Source organism: Ruegeria meonggei, from assembly GCF_042768335.1.
In the GTDB taxonomy this organism is placed as follows: Bacteria; Pseudomonadota; Alphaproteobacteria; order Rhodobacterales; family Rhodobacteraceae; genus Ruegeria; species Ruegeria meonggei.
Window position 1 is genome coordinate 315,524 of the sequence record NZ_JAXHBT010000001.1, and the last position, 16,655, is coordinate 332,178.

The following is a 16,655-nucleotide window of genomic DNA, read 5'->3' on the forward strand; positions in this document are numbered from 1 at the left end:
GGGCTGGCCCCTCGCTTCGCCCGCACTCAAATACGCTATCACTAAACACACTGCGGCAAATCTCGCCTTTTGCCTCTGACGGCAATGAGATAAGCGGGACCCATGACTTTGACCGTAACCGATCTGGCCATCGCCCGTGGCGGCGTTCCCGTGCTCGAAGGGCTCAGCTTTTCGCTGCCCTCCGGCAAAGCGCTGATCCTGCGGGGGCCAAACGGGATCGGTAAGACAACGCTGCTGCGCACATTGGCGGGACTGCAACCGCCTCTGGCAGGCAGAATTGAGGGGGCAGAGGATCAGATCGCCTATGCCTCGCATTCTGACGGTCTAAAGCCGACGCTGACAGTGGTGGAAAACCTGTCTTTCTGGGCCTCGGTCTTTGGGATTTAAGATATTCAGCCCGCTTTGGACGCTTTTGCCCTGAACGATCTCTCAGACCGCCACGCGGGGAACCTGTCTGCAGGGCAGAAACGCCGCCTGGGATTGGCGCGAATGCTGGTCACCGGGCGGCCGATCTGGATGCTGGACGAACCCACGGTGTCGCTGGACAAAAATGCGGTGCGAATGTTCTCTGATGCCGTGCGCGCGCATCTGGGGCAGGGCGGGTCCGCCTTGATCGCCACACATATCGAACTTGGCCTGGACGGAGAGGTTTTGGACGTGGGCCTCAATAAAGCCAAACCCAAACCCATCGACGATTTCGACGGAGGCTTCCTGTGATCGCCCTGTTGCTGCGCGACCTTAAGCTGGCCTTCCGTGCAGGCGGAGGTTTTGGCCTGGGGCTGGCGTTTTTCCTGATCGTCACCGTTCTGGTGCCTTTTTCCGTGGGCCCGCAATCCTCTTTGCTGTCCACTATCGCGCCGGGTGCGCTTTGGCTGGGGGCGCTCTTGGCTTGCCTGTTGTCGTTGGATCGTCTTCTCGCGCTGGATTGGGAGGACGGCTCGTTGGACCTGCTCGCAACTGCACCCCTGCCGCTGGAAGCGGTCGTCACGATCAAGGCGCTGGCCCACTGGCTGACCACTGGCCTGCCGCTGGTTCTGGCCGCGCCGTTTCTGGGCGTGCTGCTGAATTTGCCCGTGCCGGGGTTCCTTTGGCTGGTTATCTCACTTCTGGTCGGCACTCCGGCGATGAGCGTTATCGGAACTTTCGGTGCGGCCCTTACGGTGGGCCTGAAACGCGGTGGGCTGCTGCTGTCGCTGCTTGTTTTACCGCTTTACGTGCCAACCCTGATCTTTGGGGCCGAGGTGGCGCGACGTGGGGCTACGGGGATGGAAACGCAGACGCCATTGCTGATGCTGGCAGGGATTACTGCTGCGACGATTGCCCTGTTGCCCTTTGCCAGTGCTGCTGTTTTGCGCATCAACCTGCGGTGACGCAGTGAAACTTTGACAGATGTCAATTGAGAACCAACTCGACTCGGATTAGATAAAGCTCATGTCTATCGCAGCCAAAGCCAACGCCCTCTGGGAATATGCCAACCCGCGAAAGTTCCTCTCGACCAGTGAACGCGTGATGCCTTTCTTCTGGATGGCTTCGGCGGTCTGCATCGTTGTGGGTTTAGTGTGGGGGTTCTTTTTCACGCCGGATGACTACAAACAGGGATCGACGGTTAAGATCATCTACCTGCATGTGCCCGCGGCATTGATGGCCATAAACTGTTGGCTGATGATGCTGGTGACATCACTGGTGTGGTTGGTCCGGCGCCACCATGTCAGCGCGCTGGCGGCGCGTGCGGCGGCCCCGGTTGGCATTGTGATGACGCTGATCGCACTAGCAACAGGCGCGATCTGGGGGCAACCGATGTGGGGCACTTGGTGGGCCTGGGATCCGCGCCTGACCTCGTTCCTGATCCTGTTCCTGTTCTATTTGGGTTACGTTGCCTTGTGGGAGGCGATCGAAGACCCTGATACCGCGGCTGACCTGACCTCGGTCTTGTGTTTGGTGGGATCGGTATTTGCGATCCTCAGCCGCTATGCGGTGAATTTCTGGAACCAGGGTCTGCATCAGGGTGCGTCGGTGATGCGAACCGCCGCCGTGACCGGAGCGGATACGGAAGAAAAAGTCAGCAACATCTATTTCTACCCACTGATGCTATGCATCGTCGGGTTTGTTCTGCTCTTCATTGCGCTGGTCTTGTATCGCACCGGCACGGAAATCCGAGTGCGGCGGATCAAGGCGCTGCTGGCGCGCGAGAGGGTAAGCGGATGATGCCGGATCTTGGAAAATACGCCGACACAGTTCTGTGGTCCTACGCGGCCTCTATCGGGTTGCTGATGGCGCTGATTGTGTTCAGCATACTGCGCGGGCGCAAGATCCGGGCTGAGATGGAGAAGATCGAACAAAGGATGACGCGCAATGGCTAAGATCTCACCGCTGATGATCGCGCCGCCCCTGATTTTCGGCGCATTTGCTGTGCTGGCCGGGATCGGAATGTTCCGCGACGACCCCAATGCTTTACCATCGGCGCGCGAAGGGCAGCCAGCTCCGCCCGTTGTTCTGACCGAATTTGCCGGAAAACCTGGGTTTGATGACGACACACTGCGTGATGGCGAAGTCAAGCTTGTCAACTACTGGGCCAGCTGGTGCGCGCCCTGCCGGGTAGAGCATCCAAACCTGCAGGCCTTGGCGGACGAAGGTATCCCGGTCTACGGCATCAACTACAAAGATCAGTTGGAAAATGCCGAATCCTTCCTGTCAGAACTGGGCGATCCCTATGATGGGATCGGACGGGATGAACAGGGCCGTATGGGTTTGGATTGGGGTGTTTACGGCGTTCCGGAAACCTATGTGATCGACGGTGAAGGTACGATCATCCTACGCTTTGCCGGTCCGATTACGCAGCGGGTCATCGAAAGCACGATCCGTCCTGCATTGGAAGAAGCTGCCGGAAACTAACGGCACTTCTCCTTCTTCTTTTCACAAACACTCCGGAGCGCGAGGCGGCGCCTCGCAACAAAAAAGGACGCCCGAAGGCGTCCTTTGTCGATCTGTTCTCAACAGGTGTTTAACCAGCCTTGGCCAGATTCCGCAGTACGTAGTGCAGCACGCCGCCGTTTTCGATGTACTCGATCTCGGGCGCTGTATCGATGCGGCACTTCAGGGTAATGGTCTTCTCGGTTCCGTCACCGTAGACAATCGTGCAAGGCACTTCCTGCTGTGGCTGGATTGTGTCCAGGCCATGGATCGAGACGGTCTCATCCCCTGTCAGACCCAGTGATTTGCGCGTGTCACCCCCGGTAAATTCGAACGGGATGACACCCATGCCAACCAGGTTCGAGCGGTGGATGCGCTCAAAGCTTTCGGCGATCACAGCTTTGACGCCCAGCAGCGCCGTACCTTTGGCCGCCCAGTCGCGCGAGGACCCGGCACCATACTGTTCGCCGCCAAAGACGACCAGCGGCGTGCCCTGTTCCTGATAAGCCATCGACGCATCATAGACGGAGGTCTGTTGACCATCGGGTCCCTTGGTGTACCCGCCTTCAACACCATCCAGCATCTCGTTCTTGACGCGGATGTTGGCGAATGTGCCGCGCATCATGATCTCGTGATTACCACGGCGCGATCCGTACGAGTTGAACTCACGCGGTTGCACCTGACGGTCGATCAGATACTGGCCGGCAGGAGTTGTCGTTGCAAACGACCCCGCAGGCGAGATGTGATCAGTGGTAATCATGTCACCCAGGATCAGCAGAATCTTGGCGCCGTCAATGTTCGAGATAGTGCCCGGCTCGGCCCCCATACCTTGGAAATAGGGCGGGTTCTGGATGTAGGTCGAGGTCGGTGGCCAATCATAGGTCTCTTGCTGCGGAACTTCGACCTCTTGCCATTTCTCGTCGCCCTTGAAGACGTCGGCATATTTCGACTGGAACGCTTCGCGGGTTACGGTCTGTTCTACCAGCTCGGCAACTTCCTGTGTCGTAGGCCAGATATCTTTCATGTAGACATCGTTGCCGTCCTTGTCCTGACCGATCGGTTCCGAAGTCAGGTCGATATCCAGCGTACCAGCCAGCGCATAAACCACAACCAGCGGCGGTGAGGCCAGATAGTTGGCGCGCACATCAGGTGAGATGCGGCCTTCGAAGTTCCGGTTACCCGACAGAACCGAGGTGGCAACCAAATCGCCTTCGGCAATTGCTTCGGACAGTTCGGCCTGAATGGGACCCGAGTTGCCGATACAGGTGGTGCAGCCGTAACCCACGAGGTTAAAGCCGATCTTGTCCAGGTCTTCCTGCAGGCCAGCGGCCTCAAGATAGGCAGAGACGACTTGCGACCCCGGTGCCAGCGAGGTTTTCACCCAGGGCTGACGGTTCAAGCCCAGAGCAGCGGCTTTGCGCGCCACCAGACCCGCGCCGATCATCACGTAGGGGTTGGACGTGTTGGTGCAGGAAGTGATCGAGGCGATCACGACCTTGCCCGATTCCAAGGTGTAATCTTCGCCTTTGACCGCGACTTCTTTGCCCATGGGACGCTTGAACGTCTCTTCCATCTCTTTGGTGAAAGCGGTCTTGGCGTCGGTCAGTGCAACATAATCCTGCGGGCGTTTGGGGCCCGAGATCGCGGGCACGATGGTGCCCATGTCCAGCGACAGGGTGTCGGTGTAGACCGGCGCATAGTCCGCGCCGCGCCAAAAGCCGTTTTCCTTGGCATAGGCTTCGACCAGCGCGATACGATCCTCGTCGCGCCCAGTGTTGCGCATGTAGCGCAGCGTTTCGCCGTCGATCGGGAAAAAGCCGCAGGTCGCGCCGTATTCCGGTGCCATGTTGGCAATGGTTGCGCGGTCGGCCAGCGGCAGACGATCCAGACCTTCGCCGTAGAATTCGACGAATTTGCCGACAACGCCTTTTTCACGCAGCATTTCCACGACCTTCAGAACCAGATCGGTGCCGGTGGTGCCTTCGAGCAGGGCGCCGGTCAGCTCAAAGCCCACAACTTCGGGGATCAGCATCGAAATCGGCTGACCCAGCATCGCGGCTTCGGCCTCGATCCCGCCGACACCCCAGCCCAGAACGGCCATGCCGTTGACCATGGTGGTGTGGCTGTCGGTGCCGACCAGCGTGTCGGGATAGGCGACCTCATCCCCGTTCTGGTCCGTATCGGTCCAGACGGTCTGGGCCAGATATTCCAGGTTTACCTGGTGGCAGATGCCAGTTCCGGGGGGGACAACGCGGAAATTGTTGAATGCGTTCTGGCCCCATTTCAGGAACTGATAGCGTTCCATGTTCCGTTCGTATTCACGATCGACGTTCATCTGGAACGCGCGCGGGTTGCCGAATTCGTCAATCATGACCGAGTGGTCGATGACCAGATCAACCGGGTTCAGCGGGTTGATCTTTTGAGCGTCACCACCCAGGCCGTTGATGCCGTCGCGCATGGCTGCCAGATCGACCACGGCGGGAACACCGGTGAAGTCCTGCATCAGAACGCGGGCAGGGCGATAGGCGATCTCGCGCGGGTTCTTACCACCTTTGGCACCCCATTCGGCAAACGCCTTAATATCGTCAACCGAGATCGAGAATCCGTCATCTTCGAACCGAAGCATGTTTTCCAACACTACTTTCAAAGCGGCAGGCAGTTTCGAGAAATCACCCAGGCCGGCTTCTTGTGCGGCGGGGATCGAGTAATAGGAAATGGACTTGCCATTCACGCTCAGGCTGCGGCGTGTATTGGCGGTATCCTGTCCGACTTTGATGGGCATCTGTGGCCTCCCTCTCAAATGACGTGGATTTAGGGGTTCGCTGGGTGCCTTCTGCATCACCAAAGCGTTCGGTTCAAGGTCCAAGACGCCAGGTGCGGCAATTTTTGTATACCATTGCACACATTTTTGGGTTTGAGGGCCTGCCCGGTCTCAAGAAACGTTGATTGGAGGTTGAGCGACAATCGGTTTAGACCATTTGGGCATCCGGCGAAAAACCCATCAGACTGAGGTAACTATGTTCAAACCGACCGCAATCGCGACAGCGCTTACCGTTTTTTTCGCTTCATCAGCTGTGGCGGAAAGCGATCCGGTGGTGGTTGAGCTTTTTACCTCGCAAGGGTGTTCGTCCTGCCCGCCAGCAGACCGGATCCTGCACGATCTGGTAAAGCGAGACGACGTGATCGGCCTGGCCTTGCATGTGGATTACTGGGACTACATCGGTTGGAAAGACGCGTATGCCGACCCTGATCACACTTTGCGCCAGCGCGCTTATGCGCGTCAGGGCGGGCGGTCGATGATCTATACCCCTCAGATGGTTGTGAACGGTCAGCAAGACGTTGTTGGCGCACAAGCGCGCGACCTTGATCGTTTGATTGACGCGCATCTCAAGGCGGCGCCGCAAGCATCGGTTAAAGCGAGCAGGTCAGGCGGTGATGTGACGGTTGACGTGACCCCGGTCGAATTGCCCGAAGGCGAGATCTACGATGTGCGGGTGGTGCAGTATTCTCCGATGCGCCATGCCTCCATCCGCCGGGGTGAGCTGGCCGGGCACGAGCTAGACTATGCAAATGTTGTGGAATCCTGGCTGATGGCGGGGCAGTGGGACGGGGCTGCACCGCAACAATTTTCTGCTGTGCTGACCTCGGAACTGCCAGCCGTCGTCTTGGTGCAGCAGGCCGGGCATGGCCCGATCGTGGCCGCCGCGCACGTCAAGTAGTCAGGGCATATCCTCGGGCTGCACACCCAATCCGTTCCAAGCTTTCCAGCGCCGGTAAATCCAAAACCATTGACCCATATGTTGGCGGACCACGGCCTCGAGGTCGTCATTGGTGAACTGGGTCATGGTTTTGGGATCCGTATGCGGCACCGGGTCGTGCAACACGATTTCAAAGTCGATGCCGTTGGGCTCTCGCACCGCATAGCAGGGGATCAGCACCGCGTTGTACTTCATCGCGAGTTCGGCGTTCAACACCGAGGTCACGGCGGGTTTGCCGAAGAACATCAACTCTTCGCCGCCATGGGCGTGAAGGTCCGAAACGATGGCGATGATGCCGCTTTTCTTTAGCGACCGGACCATTTCCACCATTCCACGCCGACCTTGTTCGAACATAGGTGCGCCGGTTTTATAGAAGGCATCGACGTACATGTCGTTGAAGTAAGGGTTTGCCATGCGCCGGTACAGGCAGCCAATGGGCTGGCCGCTATGGGCCTGCAGTGCAATGCGCGCCGCCAGATAGTGGCCAAAGTGGGCAGTAATCATCATGACCGGGCGGCCTTCGGCCAGCGCAGCATCAAAGGCCGCAAGACCCGGGCCCGAGATATTGGCGTTTCTCTGGCGTTCAGAGAATCCCTCTGGCGAAAAATGCTCCATTATCGCGCGACCCGCATTGTCGGGAACGGCGCGACAGATGCGCTTGATTTCATCCTCGGAAAGGTCAGGGCAGGTAAGCTTGAGATTGCTGCGCACCCGTTTGGTGAACCCAACCAAAGGGGCGAGGCCACGCGCGATCGCCCCCATCGTGGCAACACGCCGTTCATAAGGTATCCAGCGCATTACGCCAATCACACCTTTCAGAAACAGACCGGTCACATAGTATTTTCTAAGCTCACCGCGGCTTAGTTCCGACTTTTCGACGGGCATATTTGGTCTCACCGGCTGTTGCGATTTGCCGGGTCAGACATACAAGGCGCGTTCCCCGACCACAAGCGTTCCGATGGATCGTTTGCCTAAGCACTACGGGTTAGTCTTCGCTGTCTTCCTCGACAAGGGTGATCGCACCTTCGTCCACCAGGGTTCGAACAGCGCCAACAATCTGAGTCATTGCCTCTTCGGCATCCGATTGCCTGACCTTGCCGCGTTCGGCGATCTCCTCACGTAGGTTTTCGGCCATCCTCGCGGACGTGTTGGCCAGCAGAAACTCGGCGGCGGTTCGATCCGCATCTGAGGTTCCCCCAGCCAATGCTGTAACCAGAACGGCCTGATCGACGCCGCGCAGGATGGCAGGTGCATCCCGGGGCAGGATCCTTGCGGGGATATGGGCGAACGTAAAGATCGACTGACGCACAACGGTGGCGAAATCCGAATCCTCTTCGTCCAGTGCGTCCAACAACCCGTCCCGCGTTGACGCGGCTGACTGGTTCAGGATCGCCCCGACGCGCGCACCGGGCCCGTCGGCAAAGGCTTGTGAGGGGCGCTGATCCAGCTGTGCCGCCAGCGACCAGCCGATGCGTTCCACCGCTTCGGGAGAAACATTGGCGGTTTTCGACACGGCATAGGTGATCCGGCGCGCAATCGGGCCGGGCAGGTGACCCAACAATTGCGCGGCCTTGGCGGTTTCCAGTTTGGACAGCATCACCGCGGCGATCTCGGTGCTTTCCGCTTGCGCCATTGCGGCCAGATCTTCGGTCGGGATTTCACGCAAACGCTGCCAGGGATCTCCGATCTGCCGCACGCCTGCAACTTTGCGCAGCCGCGCCGCCGTTGCCGGGGCGATCTTGCCGTCTACCGCATCCAGCGCCCCGGCCAAACCATGGGGGAAGGACAGGCCGACGCTGTCCAGCGCCTCGGCGAACTCCTGCGCGACCGAATCCAGTGTCACCCGATCCACAAGGCCCATTTCACCTAGCTGATGGGTCAGCTTTTCCTGCAGCGCATCGGGAAGTTCTTCCAGCGGTATATCGGCGCCCTCATTCAGCAGAAGCCGAACAACTACAGCGGCCTTTTGCCGATTACTTAGCGAACGCGCGACGACACGGGACGCGTCGCCAGTCTGTTCTGCGGCTGGGGTGGCTGCGCCAGACGCAACCTGTATCAAAGTGTTTGTGTCCTGCATCTGCCTGCGGTGCCAAAGTTCTGTTCCACAGGCAGATTACAGAGAGTCGGGTAAAGAAAAACTGAAGCCTAGTAACTATAAGTCAGCCCGGTACGTATCGCCTCGCGCAGCGAGGCTTCGGCCCAAGTGCCGTCCCCGCCACGCGCTTTGATTTCGCGCCACTGTTCGATGGCCAGATCGGTGCGTCCTTCAGCGACAAAACCTTGCGCCATGTACGAACGGGCCAGAATATTGTCCGGGTTAGCCTTGATCGCGTTCTCGTAGAAAACGTTCGCCAGTTCCAGTTCGCCCATCTTGCGGTACGTAAACCCCCAATAGGTCAGCACGCGGTCGTCACTCTGATCCATAACCCGCAGAACGTCCTGTGCGTTTTCGAACTGCCCGTCATAGGCAAGTTCGCGCGCGGCACTATAAAGCTCATCTTGGGTAAAGTTGGTTTTGTCTGGTTTCACACAGCGTCCGCGATCCTTGTCATAGACACGACCGAACAGGCATTTCTTTGTTGTGTTTGTCGGCTTGGGCGGGTTGGCACCGCCACCACCCGCGGCGTGCAAGGCTGGGGCAAAGGCAAAGGCCTGAATGGCGATTGCAGAAGCTAGTACGAGACGCATTTTCCTACTCCGTTCACTGGGCTGCTCTGATCAAGCATAGCGTGATCTTCTAAAAAGCTAACAATCGCGGGCTCGCTTTTATTCACAAGTAGGAAAGAAAATTCTTAGCTGTTGATGATTTCAGTGCAGCTTTGGCTTTCAGTGTCCCAAGAACTGCCAGGCGCGCAGGATTGGGTTTGCTTGGAATGGCCGCTACAGGCCAGCGCAACCGAGGCACAGCAACCAAAGGCCAAGGCGCAGATGAGTGTACGGATCATAGTGTTTCTCCTGTTCGGAAATACTCCGCAACCATACCCGATTTCGACCGGCCTGGCAAAAACAACAAGGCCCGGGTCGCGTCGCGCGCGCCCGAGCCTGCTGAACTGTTTGATAGGTCTGGATTTATTCGCCAAACACGCGGGCGAAAATCGTGTCGACATGCTTGGTGTGATAGCCGAGGTCAAACTTTTCCTCGATCTCGTCGACGCCAAGCGCGGCGGTTACATCCGCATCGCCCAAAAGTTCGGTTTTGAAGTCCTTGCCTTCTTCCCAGACTTTCATCGCGTTGCGCTGCACCAGACGATAGGCGTCTTCTCGGCTGACACCGGCCTGGGTCAGGGCCAGCAGCACGCGTTGGCTCATCACTAGACCGCGGAACTTTTTCATGTTGGCCAGCATGTTTTCAGGGTAGACGACCAGCTTGTCGATCACGCCGGTCAGGCGAGACAGGGCAAAGTCCAACGTAATGGTTGTGTCGGGACCGATGTTGCGTTCCACGGACGAATGCGAGATGTCGCGCTCATGCCAGAGCGCCACGTTTTCCATCGCAGGCACCACGGCCATACGGACCAGACGGGCAAGACCAGTCAGGTTTTCCGTCAGTACCGGGTTGCGTTTGTGCGGCATGGCCGACGATCCTTTTTGGCCTTTTGAGAAAAACTCCTCGGCCTCCAGAACCTCGGTCCGCTGCATGTGGCGAACTTCGGTGGCGATGTTTTCGATGCTGCTGGCGATCACGCCCAACGTGGCAAAGAACGCAGCGTGACGGTCCCGTGGGATGACCTGTGTGCTGATCGGCTCGGGCACCAGGCCCAGTTTGTCGCAGACATGGTCTTCTACCCGGGGGTCGATATTGGCGAAAGTGCCGACTGCACCGCTGATCGCGCCGGTGGCAATCTCGGCCCGAGCATCGCGCATACGGGACAGGTTGCGGTCCATCTCGGCGTAGAAACGGGCGAAGGTCAGGCCCATGGTTGTCGGCTCGGCGTGGATACCGTGGCTGCGGCCGATGCGGACGGTGTCCTTATGTTCGATCGCGCGGCGCTTGAGCGCGGCCAGCAGACCTTCGAGATCAGCGATCAGGATATCGGCGGCGCGGGTCAGCTGCACGTTAAAGCAGGTGTCCAACACGTCCGAACTGGTCATGCCCTGATGCACAAACCGCGCCTCGTCGCTGCCGACATGCTCGGCCAGATGGGTGAGAAAGGCGATGACGTCATGCTTGGTGACGGCCTCGATCTCGTCAATGCGGGCTACGTCGAACTCCACATCCTTGGCTTTCCACACGGCCTCGGCGTTTTCACGCGGGATCACGCCCAGATCAGCCATGGCATCGCAGGCATAGGCCTCGATCTCGTACCAGATGCGGAACTTGGTCTCGGGCGACCAGATGGCGACCATGTCGGGGCGGGAGTAACGTGGAATCATTGGCAGCGGCACCTTTTTATGATTGGGATGAGGCGTTGGCGTGGGGTTTAAACGCACCCGCACAAGGGAACAAGGCGCGAGTGCAGGTATGAGACGGTTTGCCCTGATTTTAGCCCTCTGGCCCGGGGTTTTGGCCGCGGAAGATTTCCAGCGGCTGAGCGGGGACGAGATTCTGTCTGCACTGGTTGGCAAGAAGCTGGGCTATGGCGACGGCGTCTGGCAGACATTCGAGGGCGCGATGGGAACGCAGTATTTCTCGGGCCGTCCCAGCGCGGGTCGTTGGGCGATACGCAATGACCAATATTGCTCGGTTTGGCCGCCATCTGATCTGTGGGCTTGTTATGACGTGCTGCAAAGCGGGGATGTGATCCGGTTTGTTGATGAGAGCGGTGGTGCCACAGACGGGACCTATGCCGAATGAATTTGCCCACTAGCCTTGCTGATTTCGAAGGCCACTGGGCATTGACGCGCACCATCCGCGATGCGCGGGCCGGGCAGGTGGTGCAGGCCGAAGGTGTGGCGCATCTGCACCGAGGTGCGGACGGGCTGATCTATGAAGAAGAGGTGACGCTGCGCATTCCCGGCCAACCCGAGATGAAAGGTACCCGCAGGTATCAATGGCGCGATGGTGCGGATCACGTGGTGATTCATTTCGACGATGGCCGCTATTTTCATGCGCTCAGGCTGGGTGTGCCGCGGGTGTCTGATCACCATGATTGCCCGCCTGACAGCTATGATGCAGATTATGATTTCACTGCCTGGCCGCGCTGGAGCGTGCGCTGGAACGTAGCAGGACCCCGAAAATCGTACGAAATGGACACCGAATACATGCTGCGATAGCGTAATCATCTTGCAGATGCGGCGCTGGCAGGGCATTCCTGTCGCAGAATCTCGGTCCGCTAAGGGAGAAAACACATGAATGCAAACGTACTGGCCAACGCATTTGGCCCGCGTGAGGGGACAGCACTCCGCGTCAAACAGGTTGTTCTGGTCGTGCTGGGCATCGTTGCCCTGGCAATCGCCGCAAAAATCAAAGTGCCAATGTGGCCGGTTCCGATCACGATGGGAACCTTTGCCGTTCTAACCATCGGCACCGCCTATGGCGCGCGTCTGGGTCTGGTCACCATGATGGGCTACCTGCTGATCGGTGCGCTGGGCTTTGATGTCTTCGCAGGATCATCGGCGGAAAAATTTGGCCTGACTTACATGATGGGCGGCACCGGTGGATATCTGGTCGGCTATGTGCTGGCTGTGTTGGCCTTGGGTGCGCTGGCCGCACGCGGCTGGGACCGCTCAGTTGGCAAGATGGCGCTGGCGCTGGTGCTGGCCAACGTGCTGATCTATGTACCTGGCCTGCTGTGGCTGGGTCAGCTGTACGGATGGGACAAGCCGATCCTGGAATGGGGTCTGACACCGTTCCTGGTTGGTGATGTGATCAAGCTGGCGCTGGCTGCGCTGTTGATTCCCGGCCTGTGGAAACTGGTGGGCAACGCCCGCAGCTGATTTCCGGCAAATAAACAAAAACACACCCGCGTCCGGAGGTTTCCGGGCGCGGGTTTTTTTGTTGCCGGGGTAACGAGATACTGGACAATTCCTGCCGCTGCGGTTCAAGCTGAACCCTCAGACAAAACAGGTTATTGAGATATGCGTATTCTTTTGAGTTCCGCGTTGCCGATCTGCACAGCGATGTGGCTGACGGCCAGCCCTTTATCGGCCGAGACGCCGGTAACCTACACCGATCAGGGGCGTGGGTTGTTCTCCTTTGCTGTTCCCGATTTCTGGACATTGCGCACCGGTGGCCCGCGCGAGATTGAAGACACCGATCTGGGCGATCCGCGCGCTGTTGCGCGTGTCATGGGCGTGCGTCCGGTAACCGATGATAATGTCTGGATGGGGTTCGTTTCACCCAGCGGAATACGTTCGATAGAAGACGGTCTCAGATATCTCGAGGACGTGGATAAGTTTCTGGTCAAGAACCCGACCGTTTCGGACACTAGCCGCACCCGCATCGGCGGATTACCCGCCCATGTCATTCGGGGCACGGGCAATCGGGACGGGCGTGGCGTGAATTTTACCGCAGCTGTGATTGACCTGCCCAAAGGGCGCATCGCCGTTGTGGTGACGATCCTGCGCGAGGGTGCTGATCCGGCATATGTCGAAGACCTGAACGCCGTGTTCGCGTCGTTCCGGGCCCTGCAGTGAGGAGAGCGCACATGACCCGCAGATTTTTTAAACGCGCGATCCTGGCTTTGGGCCTTGGGGCTGCAAGCCTGACATTGTCGGCCTGTGATGGAGTCACGGTTGGTGTGGGCTATGGCTATGACCCATTCTACAACTCGATGCTGTGGAATGATTACTATCACGATGTCGACGTGGATATCGATGTGGACCGGCCAAATCGCCCGCGTCCACCCGAAGGAAGACCCCCAAACAGGCCGAACCCACCTGTTGGGAAACCACCCGCGCGTCCGCGTCCGCCGGTGGCACGCCCGCCTTCGGCCAGACCACCCATTCACCGTCCGGCGCCGCGCAGGCGCTGAACGGGGGCGGGTGCCTAAAGTGTCAGGTCAGCAATTCCGTGGTAATGCGGGCTGACCCTTCCAGCGTGCGGTGGACAGGGCATTTATCCGCGATTTCAAGCAATCGGGCGCGTTGTTCGTGATCCAACGGGCCCTCAAGGCAAATCTTGCGCCGAAACTGATCGACCTTGCCGTCCCCGGCCAGGCCCGCGTCCTGTGCGTGGACCTTGTCGTGGCACACATCAACGGTGACGCTGGTCAGCGGCCATTTTTTCCGCCGCGCGTACATGCGGATTGTCATCGAGGTGCAGGCCCCCAGACCGGAAGACACAAAGCCATAAGGAGACATACCCCGATCAGTTCCACCGTACGAGGCCGGTTCGTCGGCCACAGCGTGGTGCCGGGGTCCGGATTGAATATCCTGCTGGAACCCATCGGGATCAGCCTCGGTCACGCGCACAACCCCTTCGGGCGCGCCCGGAGGCGGGGCAGGTGGGTTCAGCGCGACATAACGCGAAACCCAGGCCGATATCACGTCGGCCGCGTAATCGGCGTCCGAGGCGCGGGTGATCAGATGATCGGCATCATCCAGCGTCACAAAACTTTTGGGGTGTTTGGCGGCCAGAAAGATTGTGCTGGCATTATCGATGCTGACGGTTTCATCCCTTGGTGCGTGCAGGATCAGCAGCGCCGCCTTTAGGTCGGCAATCGCGGGCGTCAACGCGGTTTCCGAAATGTCATCAACAAAGGCTTTGCCTATCCGGAAGGGACGACCGCCCAGCGTGACCTCGGCCGAGCCTTCCTGTTGAATCTGTGTCATCGCGGCCTCAAAGTGATGGGCGACATGGCCGGGATCGGCGGGCGCACCCAGAGTGACCACGGCCTTGACGCTGGGAATTCCGGCGCGCGCGCGCAAAACGGCGGCCCCGCCCAGGGAATGTCCGATCAACAGGGCAGGCGCCATGTTTCGCTCAGCCAGGTAGTGCGACGCCGCCAGCAGGTCTTCGATATTCGAGGTGAAGGTTGTGTTAGCAAACTCTCCGCCTGAGTGCCCCAGACCGGTGAAATCAAACCGCAGGACAGCGATGCCCATTGTGGTCAACCGGGCCGCAATACGGCGGGCGGCCGGGATGTCTTTTGAGCAGGTAAAACAATGCGCAAACAAAGCCGTCGCCAGTACCGGCCCATCGGGCAAGTCAAGGCGCGCAGCCAACTGGTTGCCGTCGTGACCGGCAAAAGTAATGCGTTCGGTGGGCATGTCAGGTCCTTACGTATCGGGTTGGAACCAATATTGTGTGCTTGCGCCGCATGGCTCAACCCCATTGTAAGAGGCGTCACGGGAAGGTGAGTGAATAGTACGAAAATCCCCGGGTGGTCGCGGCGGTTCTCGAGGGTTCAATTTTTGTAATGTATAACCGGTCAATTATTCGTTTTAATAATTAAAGCCGTGCCTCCATCTTACAGCTATACGCAAGTTCTCAGCCAAGGAGGCTCACATGGCACATATCGCAACCGCCCCGCGTGGCATCATTTTTCGTCCCGACATTCTGGCGGCAATTGCGCTGGCCGGCGTGCTTGGGTTCACGTTTGGCCAAAACTGGTCTTCGCCGACGTCATCCAACGTCGCGGCCAGCGCGCCGCTGTCCGAGGACTGGCACGGCAATGTCCGCCGGTCGCATTGGTCACCCCACGGCGTTACTCCAAGCCCATGAGCTGCGGGTCGAACGGGTAGGTCGAGAGGTTTTCATAGCCGTCCTCGGTGATCAGGACCTGATCTTCGAGCTTGATAGAGAAATCGCCACCGACCTCACCCACCGCCGCTTCGACGCACAGCACCATGCCGGGCTCTAACGCATAGTCGTAGGCGCCCGCCACGGCCTTGTCCGGATAGGCGACCAGTGGCCATTCATCACACAATCCCACTCCATGCATCAGGCAGCCATATTTCTGGGCCTGAAACTTGTCGTCCAGTGTGTGGCAATTTGCGGTCAGATCCGGGATCATCACACCGGGTTTCAGCATCTCCATGTTGGTCATGATGTGTTCATGCGCATGCTGCATGGCATAGACCATGTCGGGCCGAGGTTTCTGATCCCCGATCCACCAAGTGCGTGAGATATCGACGCATATTCCGTATGACCCGACCAGGTCGGTATCAAAGGCGATAATTTCATTGTTCTGCGTGATCCGCGGTCCGCATTCCTGAAACCAGGGGTTGGTGCGCTGACCCGACGCCAGCAACCGCGTTTCGATCCATTCACCGCCCCGGCGGATGTTCTCGGCATGCAGGATGGCCCAGATATCATCTTCCGAGGTCTTGCCGTCGCCGACATTCGCCCGCGCAAAGCGCTCCATTTCCACAACGGCGGTTTCACAGGCATGGTTGGCGCAACGCATGGCCAGAATCTCATCCGGGCCTTTTACCGCGCGGGACTTTTCGGTGACCTCTTCGCCTTCCATGATCTCAAAGCCCTGCGCCTCGAGCGCGCGCAGGCCGTGCAGCATGATCTTGTCCACTGCCAGCCGTTTGTTGCCGCCGGCATGTTCCTCAATCAGCACCCGCACCTCGTTCGAGAACACATCTGCTGCCACGTCGACCTTGTCACCGCGGTCAAAGTAGAACAGGTCTGCGCCTGAGCGTTGTTCACGCACTAAAGGGTTGAATTTGGACAGAAACGGCGAGTTTTTGTAATCCCAAATCACCATGTACCCATCGGCACATAACAGTACGGCACGGAACGGGTTGTGGGTATTCCACAGCTGCATATTCGTGCTGTCGGTGGCATAGCGAATGTTGAGGGGGTCGAACATCAGCAGACCGCCATAGCCGCGATCCGCGATGGCCTTGGTCAGGCGTGTCCACCGGTATTCCCGCATCTTTGCAAGGTCAGGCAATACCAACCCGGCGGCGTCCCATTCAGCAAAGGCCAGCTGCGTGGGGCCAATCTCGACCCGGTCCATATCGTTGGGTGTGCCGTCGCCCAGGGTTGCCCCCTTGGTCGGATCGATCTTACGGGTATCCCGATAGTGTTGGTTCATGCTGGGCCTCCCTGCCTAATTATTAAGCGTGTAGAAACATTTCGGAAGCGTCTTG

At 58.7% G+C, this 16,655-nt stretch carries 19 protein-coding genes and 1 pseudogene; 12 read left to right on the plus strand and 8 right to left on the minus strand.

The features are described from left to right. The first annotated feature begins 102 nt into the window (after positions 1 to 102). The 5 genes and pseudogenes from ccmA to SJY13_RS01570 all read left to right on the plus strand — a co-directional run bounded on the left by ccmA (position 103) and on the right by SJY13_RS01570 (position 2,892). Positions 103 to 717 (plus strand): annotated as a pseudogene (ccmA, locus tag SJY13_RS01550) (heme ABC exporter ATP-binding protein CcmA). After that, entirely contained in the window at positions 714 to 1,370 is a 657-nt protein-coding gene (gene ccmB / locus SJY13_RS01555) for a heme exporter protein CcmB (RefSeq protein WP_377186839.1), read from the plus strand. Before ccmA ends, ccmB begins: the two are co-directional and overlap by 4 nt. A gap of 61 nt (positions 1,371 to 1,431) precedes the next feature. Further along, positions 1,432 to 2,205 carry a heme ABC transporter permease gene (locus SJY13_RS01560; RefSeq protein WP_085820906.1) on the plus strand — a complete coding sequence of 258 codons (774 nt, stop codon included), beginning with the start codon at positions 1,432 to 1,434 and terminating at the stop codon, positions 2,203 to 2,205. Continuing rightward, a complete protein-coding gene (gene ccmD, locus SJY13_RS01565; protein ID WP_377186842.1) occupies positions 2,202 to 2,360 on the plus strand; it encodes a heme exporter protein CcmD in 159 nt (52 codons plus the stop codon). The genes SJY13_RS01560 and ccmD overlap by 4 nt, the downstream gene beginning before the upstream one ends. After that, entirely contained in the window at positions 2,353 to 2,892 is a 540-nt protein-coding gene (locus tag SJY13_RS01570) for a DsbE family thiol:disulfide interchange protein (protein WP_377186845.1), read from the plus strand. Before ccmD ends, SJY13_RS01570 begins: the two co-directional genes overlap by 8 nt. Positions 2,893 to 3,001: 109 nt before the next feature. Here SJY13_RS01570 and acnA read toward each other — a convergent pair whose 3' ends face one another. Continuing rightward, complete coding sequence (gene acnA / locus SJY13_RS01575) at positions 3,002 to 5,692, minus strand: aconitate hydratase AcnA (protein WP_377186848.1); 2,691 nt, start codon at positions 5,690 to 5,692, stop codon at positions 3,002 to 3,004. Between the two features lie 235 nt (positions 5,693 to 5,927). On the opposite strand from acnA, the gene SJY13_RS01580 reads away from it, so the two are divergent. Beyond that, positions 5,928 to 6,629, plus strand: coding sequence for a DUF1223 domain-containing protein (locus SJY13_RS01580; RefSeq protein WP_377186851.1), 702 nt, complete (start codon positions 5,928 to 5,930; stop codon positions 6,627 to 6,629). Here the strand turns inward: SJY13_RS01580 and SJY13_RS01585 are convergent, their stop codons facing one another. The 5 genes from SJY13_RS01585 to purB form a co-directional block, all read right to left on the minus strand. After that, entirely contained in the window at positions 6,630 to 7,553 is a 924-nt protein-coding gene (locus SJY13_RS01585; RefSeq protein WP_377186854.1) for a lysophospholipid acyltransferase family protein, read from the minus strand. A gap of 100 nt (positions 7,554 to 7,653) precedes the next feature. Beyond that, positions 7,654 to 8,745: a flagellar motor switch protein FliG gene (locus SJY13_RS01590; RefSeq protein ID WP_377186857.1), complete on the minus strand. Its 1,092-nt coding sequence runs from the start codon at positions 8,743 to 8,745 to the stop codon at positions 7,654 to 7,656. A gap of 68 nt (positions 8,746 to 8,813) precedes the next feature. Next, on the minus strand, positions 8,814 to 9,356 hold the full coding sequence (locus tag SJY13_RS01595; RefSeq protein WP_377186860.1) for a tetratricopeptide repeat protein: 543 nt from the start codon (positions 9,354 to 9,356) through the stop codon (positions 8,814 to 8,816). Positions 9,357 to 9,460: 104 nt separating this feature from the next. Next, a complete protein-coding gene (locus tag SJY13_RS01600) occupies positions 9,461 to 9,613 on the minus strand; it encodes a hypothetical protein (RefSeq protein ID WP_377186863.1) in 153 nt (50 codons plus the stop codon). A 124-nt stretch (positions 9,614 to 9,737) separates the two neighbouring features. Further along, positions 9,738 to 11,042 (minus strand): adenylosuccinate lyase, encoded by a 1,305-nt coding sequence (gene purB / locus SJY13_RS01605; protein WP_377186866.1) that lies wholly within the window; start codon positions 11,040 to 11,042, stop codon positions 9,738 to 9,740. Positions 11,043 to 11,130: 88 nt separating this feature from the next. Between purB and SJY13_RS01610 the strand changes: the two genes are divergently transcribed. The 5 genes from SJY13_RS01610 to SJY13_RS01630 all read left to right on the plus strand — a co-directional run bounded on the left by SJY13_RS01610 (position 11,131) and on the right by SJY13_RS01630 (position 13,582). Then, complete coding sequence (locus tag SJY13_RS01610) at positions 11,131 to 11,463, plus strand: hypothetical protein (protein WP_377186869.1); 333 nt, start codon at positions 11,131 to 11,133, stop codon at positions 11,461 to 11,463. Beyond that, on the plus strand, positions 11,460 to 11,882 hold the full coding sequence (locus SJY13_RS01615; RefSeq protein WP_377186872.1) for a DUF6314 family protein: 423 nt from the start codon (positions 11,460 to 11,462) through the stop codon (positions 11,880 to 11,882). Before SJY13_RS01610 ends, SJY13_RS01615 begins: the two co-directional genes overlap by 4 nt. 75 nt (positions 11,883 to 11,957) lie before the next feature. Further along, positions 11,958 to 12,545, plus strand: coding sequence for a biotin transporter BioY (locus SJY13_RS01620; protein ID WP_377186875.1), 588 nt, complete (start codon positions 11,958 to 11,960; stop codon positions 12,543 to 12,545). A gap of 141 nt (positions 12,546 to 12,686) precedes the next feature. Then, positions 12,687 to 13,244 carry a hypothetical protein gene (locus tag SJY13_RS01625; protein WP_234995107.1) on the plus strand — a complete coding sequence of 186 codons (558 nt, stop codon included), beginning with the start codon at positions 12,687 to 12,689 and terminating at the stop codon, positions 13,242 to 13,244. 11 nt (positions 13,245 to 13,255) lie between these two features. Continuing rightward, entirely contained in the window at positions 13,256 to 13,582 is a 327-nt protein-coding gene (locus tag SJY13_RS01630) for a hypothetical protein (protein ID WP_377186878.1), read from the plus strand. Positions 13,583 to 13,604: 22 nt separating this feature from the next. Here the strand turns inward: SJY13_RS01630 and SJY13_RS01635 are convergent, their stop codons facing one another. After that, complete coding sequence (locus SJY13_RS01635) at positions 13,605 to 14,819, minus strand: bifunctional alpha/beta hydrolase/OsmC family protein (RefSeq protein ID WP_377186881.1); 1,215 nt, start codon at positions 14,817 to 14,819, stop codon at positions 13,605 to 13,607. 238 nt (positions 14,820 to 15,057) lie between these two features. On the opposite strand from SJY13_RS01635, the gene SJY13_RS01640 reads away from it, so the two are divergent. Continuing rightward, positions 15,058 to 15,273, plus strand: coding sequence for a hypothetical protein (locus SJY13_RS01640; protein WP_377186884.1), 216 nt, complete (start codon positions 15,058 to 15,060; stop codon positions 15,271 to 15,273). Here the strand turns inward: SJY13_RS01640 and dddP are convergent. Continuing rightward, complete coding sequence (dddP, locus tag SJY13_RS01645) at positions 15,257 to 16,600, minus strand: dimethylsulfonioproprionate lyase DddP (protein WP_377186887.1); 1,344 nt, start codon at positions 16,598 to 16,600, stop codon at positions 15,257 to 15,259. The two genes, SJY13_RS01640 and dddP, sit on opposite strands and share 17 nt — an antisense overlap. Positions 16,601 to 16,655 lie beyond the last annotated feature (55 nt).

Excerpts from the sequence above, each read along its gene's own strand:
- SJY13_RS01600 (WP_377186863.1), bottom strand. The coding sequence starts at position 9,613 with ATGATCCGTACACTCATCTGCGCCTTGGCCTTTGGTTGCTGTGCCTCG.
- SJY13_RS01595 (WP_377186860.1), bottom strand. The coding sequence starts at position 9,356 with ATGCGTCTCGTACTAGCTTCTGCAATCGCCATTCAGGCCTTTGCCTTT.
- SJY13_RS01640 (WP_377186884.1), top strand. The coding sequence starts at position 15,058 with ATGGCACATATCGCAACCGCCCCGCGTGGCATCATTTTTCGTCCCGAC.
- SJY13_RS01590 (WP_377186857.1), bottom strand. The coding sequence starts at position 8,745 with ATGCAGGACACAAACACTTTGATACAGGTTGCGTCTGGCGCAGCCACC.
- SJY13_RS01630 (WP_377186878.1), top strand. The coding sequence starts at position 13,256 with ATGACCCGCAGATTTTTTAAACGCGCGATCCTGGCTTTGGGCCTTGGG.
- dddP (WP_377186887.1), bottom strand. The coding sequence starts at position 16,600 with ATGAACCAACACTATCGGGATACCCGTAAGATCGATCCGACCAAGGGG.
- SJY13_RS01560 (WP_085820906.1), top strand. The coding sequence starts at position 1,432 with ATGTCTATCGCAGCCAAAGCCAACGCCCTCTGGGAATATGCCAACCCG.
- SJY13_RS01580 (WP_377186851.1), top strand. The coding sequence starts at position 5,928 with ATGTTCAAACCGACCGCAATCGCGACAGCGCTTACCGTTTTTTTCGCT.
- SJY13_RS01620 (WP_377186875.1), top strand. The coding sequence starts at position 11,958 with ATGAATGCAAACGTACTGGCCAACGCATTTGGCCCGCGTGAGGGGACA.
- SJY13_RS01635 (WP_377186881.1), bottom strand. The coding sequence starts at position 14,819 with ATGCCCACCGAACGCATTACTTTTGCCGGTCACGACGGCAACCAGTTG.
- SJY13_RS01625 (WP_234995107.1), top strand. The coding sequence starts at position 12,687 with ATGCGTATTCTTTTGAGTTCCGCGTTGCCGATCTGCACAGCGATGTGG.
- SJY13_RS01570 (WP_377186845.1), top strand. The coding sequence starts at position 2,353 with ATGGCTAAGATCTCACCGCTGATGATCGCGCCGCCCCTGATTTTCGGC.
- SJY13_RS01610 (WP_377186869.1), top strand. The coding sequence starts at position 11,131 with ATGAGACGGTTTGCCCTGATTTTAGCCCTCTGGCCCGGGGTTTTGGCC.
- acnA (WP_377186848.1), bottom strand. The coding sequence starts at position 5,692 with ATGCCCATCAAAGTCGGACAGGATACCGCCAATACACGCCGCAGCCTG.
- ccmD (WP_377186842.1), top strand. The coding sequence starts at position 2,202 with ATGATGCCGGATCTTGGAAAATACGCCGACACAGTTCTGTGGTCCTAC.
- SJY13_RS01615 (WP_377186872.1), top strand. The coding sequence starts at position 11,460 with ATGAATTTGCCCACTAGCCTTGCTGATTTCGAAGGCCACTGGGCATTG.
- SJY13_RS01585 (WP_377186854.1), bottom strand. The coding sequence starts at position 7,553 with ATGCCCGTCGAAAAGTCGGAACTAAGCCGCGGTGAGCTTAGAAAATAC.
- purB (WP_377186866.1), bottom strand. The coding sequence starts at position 11,042 with ATGATTCCACGTTACTCCCGCCCCGACATGGTCGCCATCTGGTCGCCC.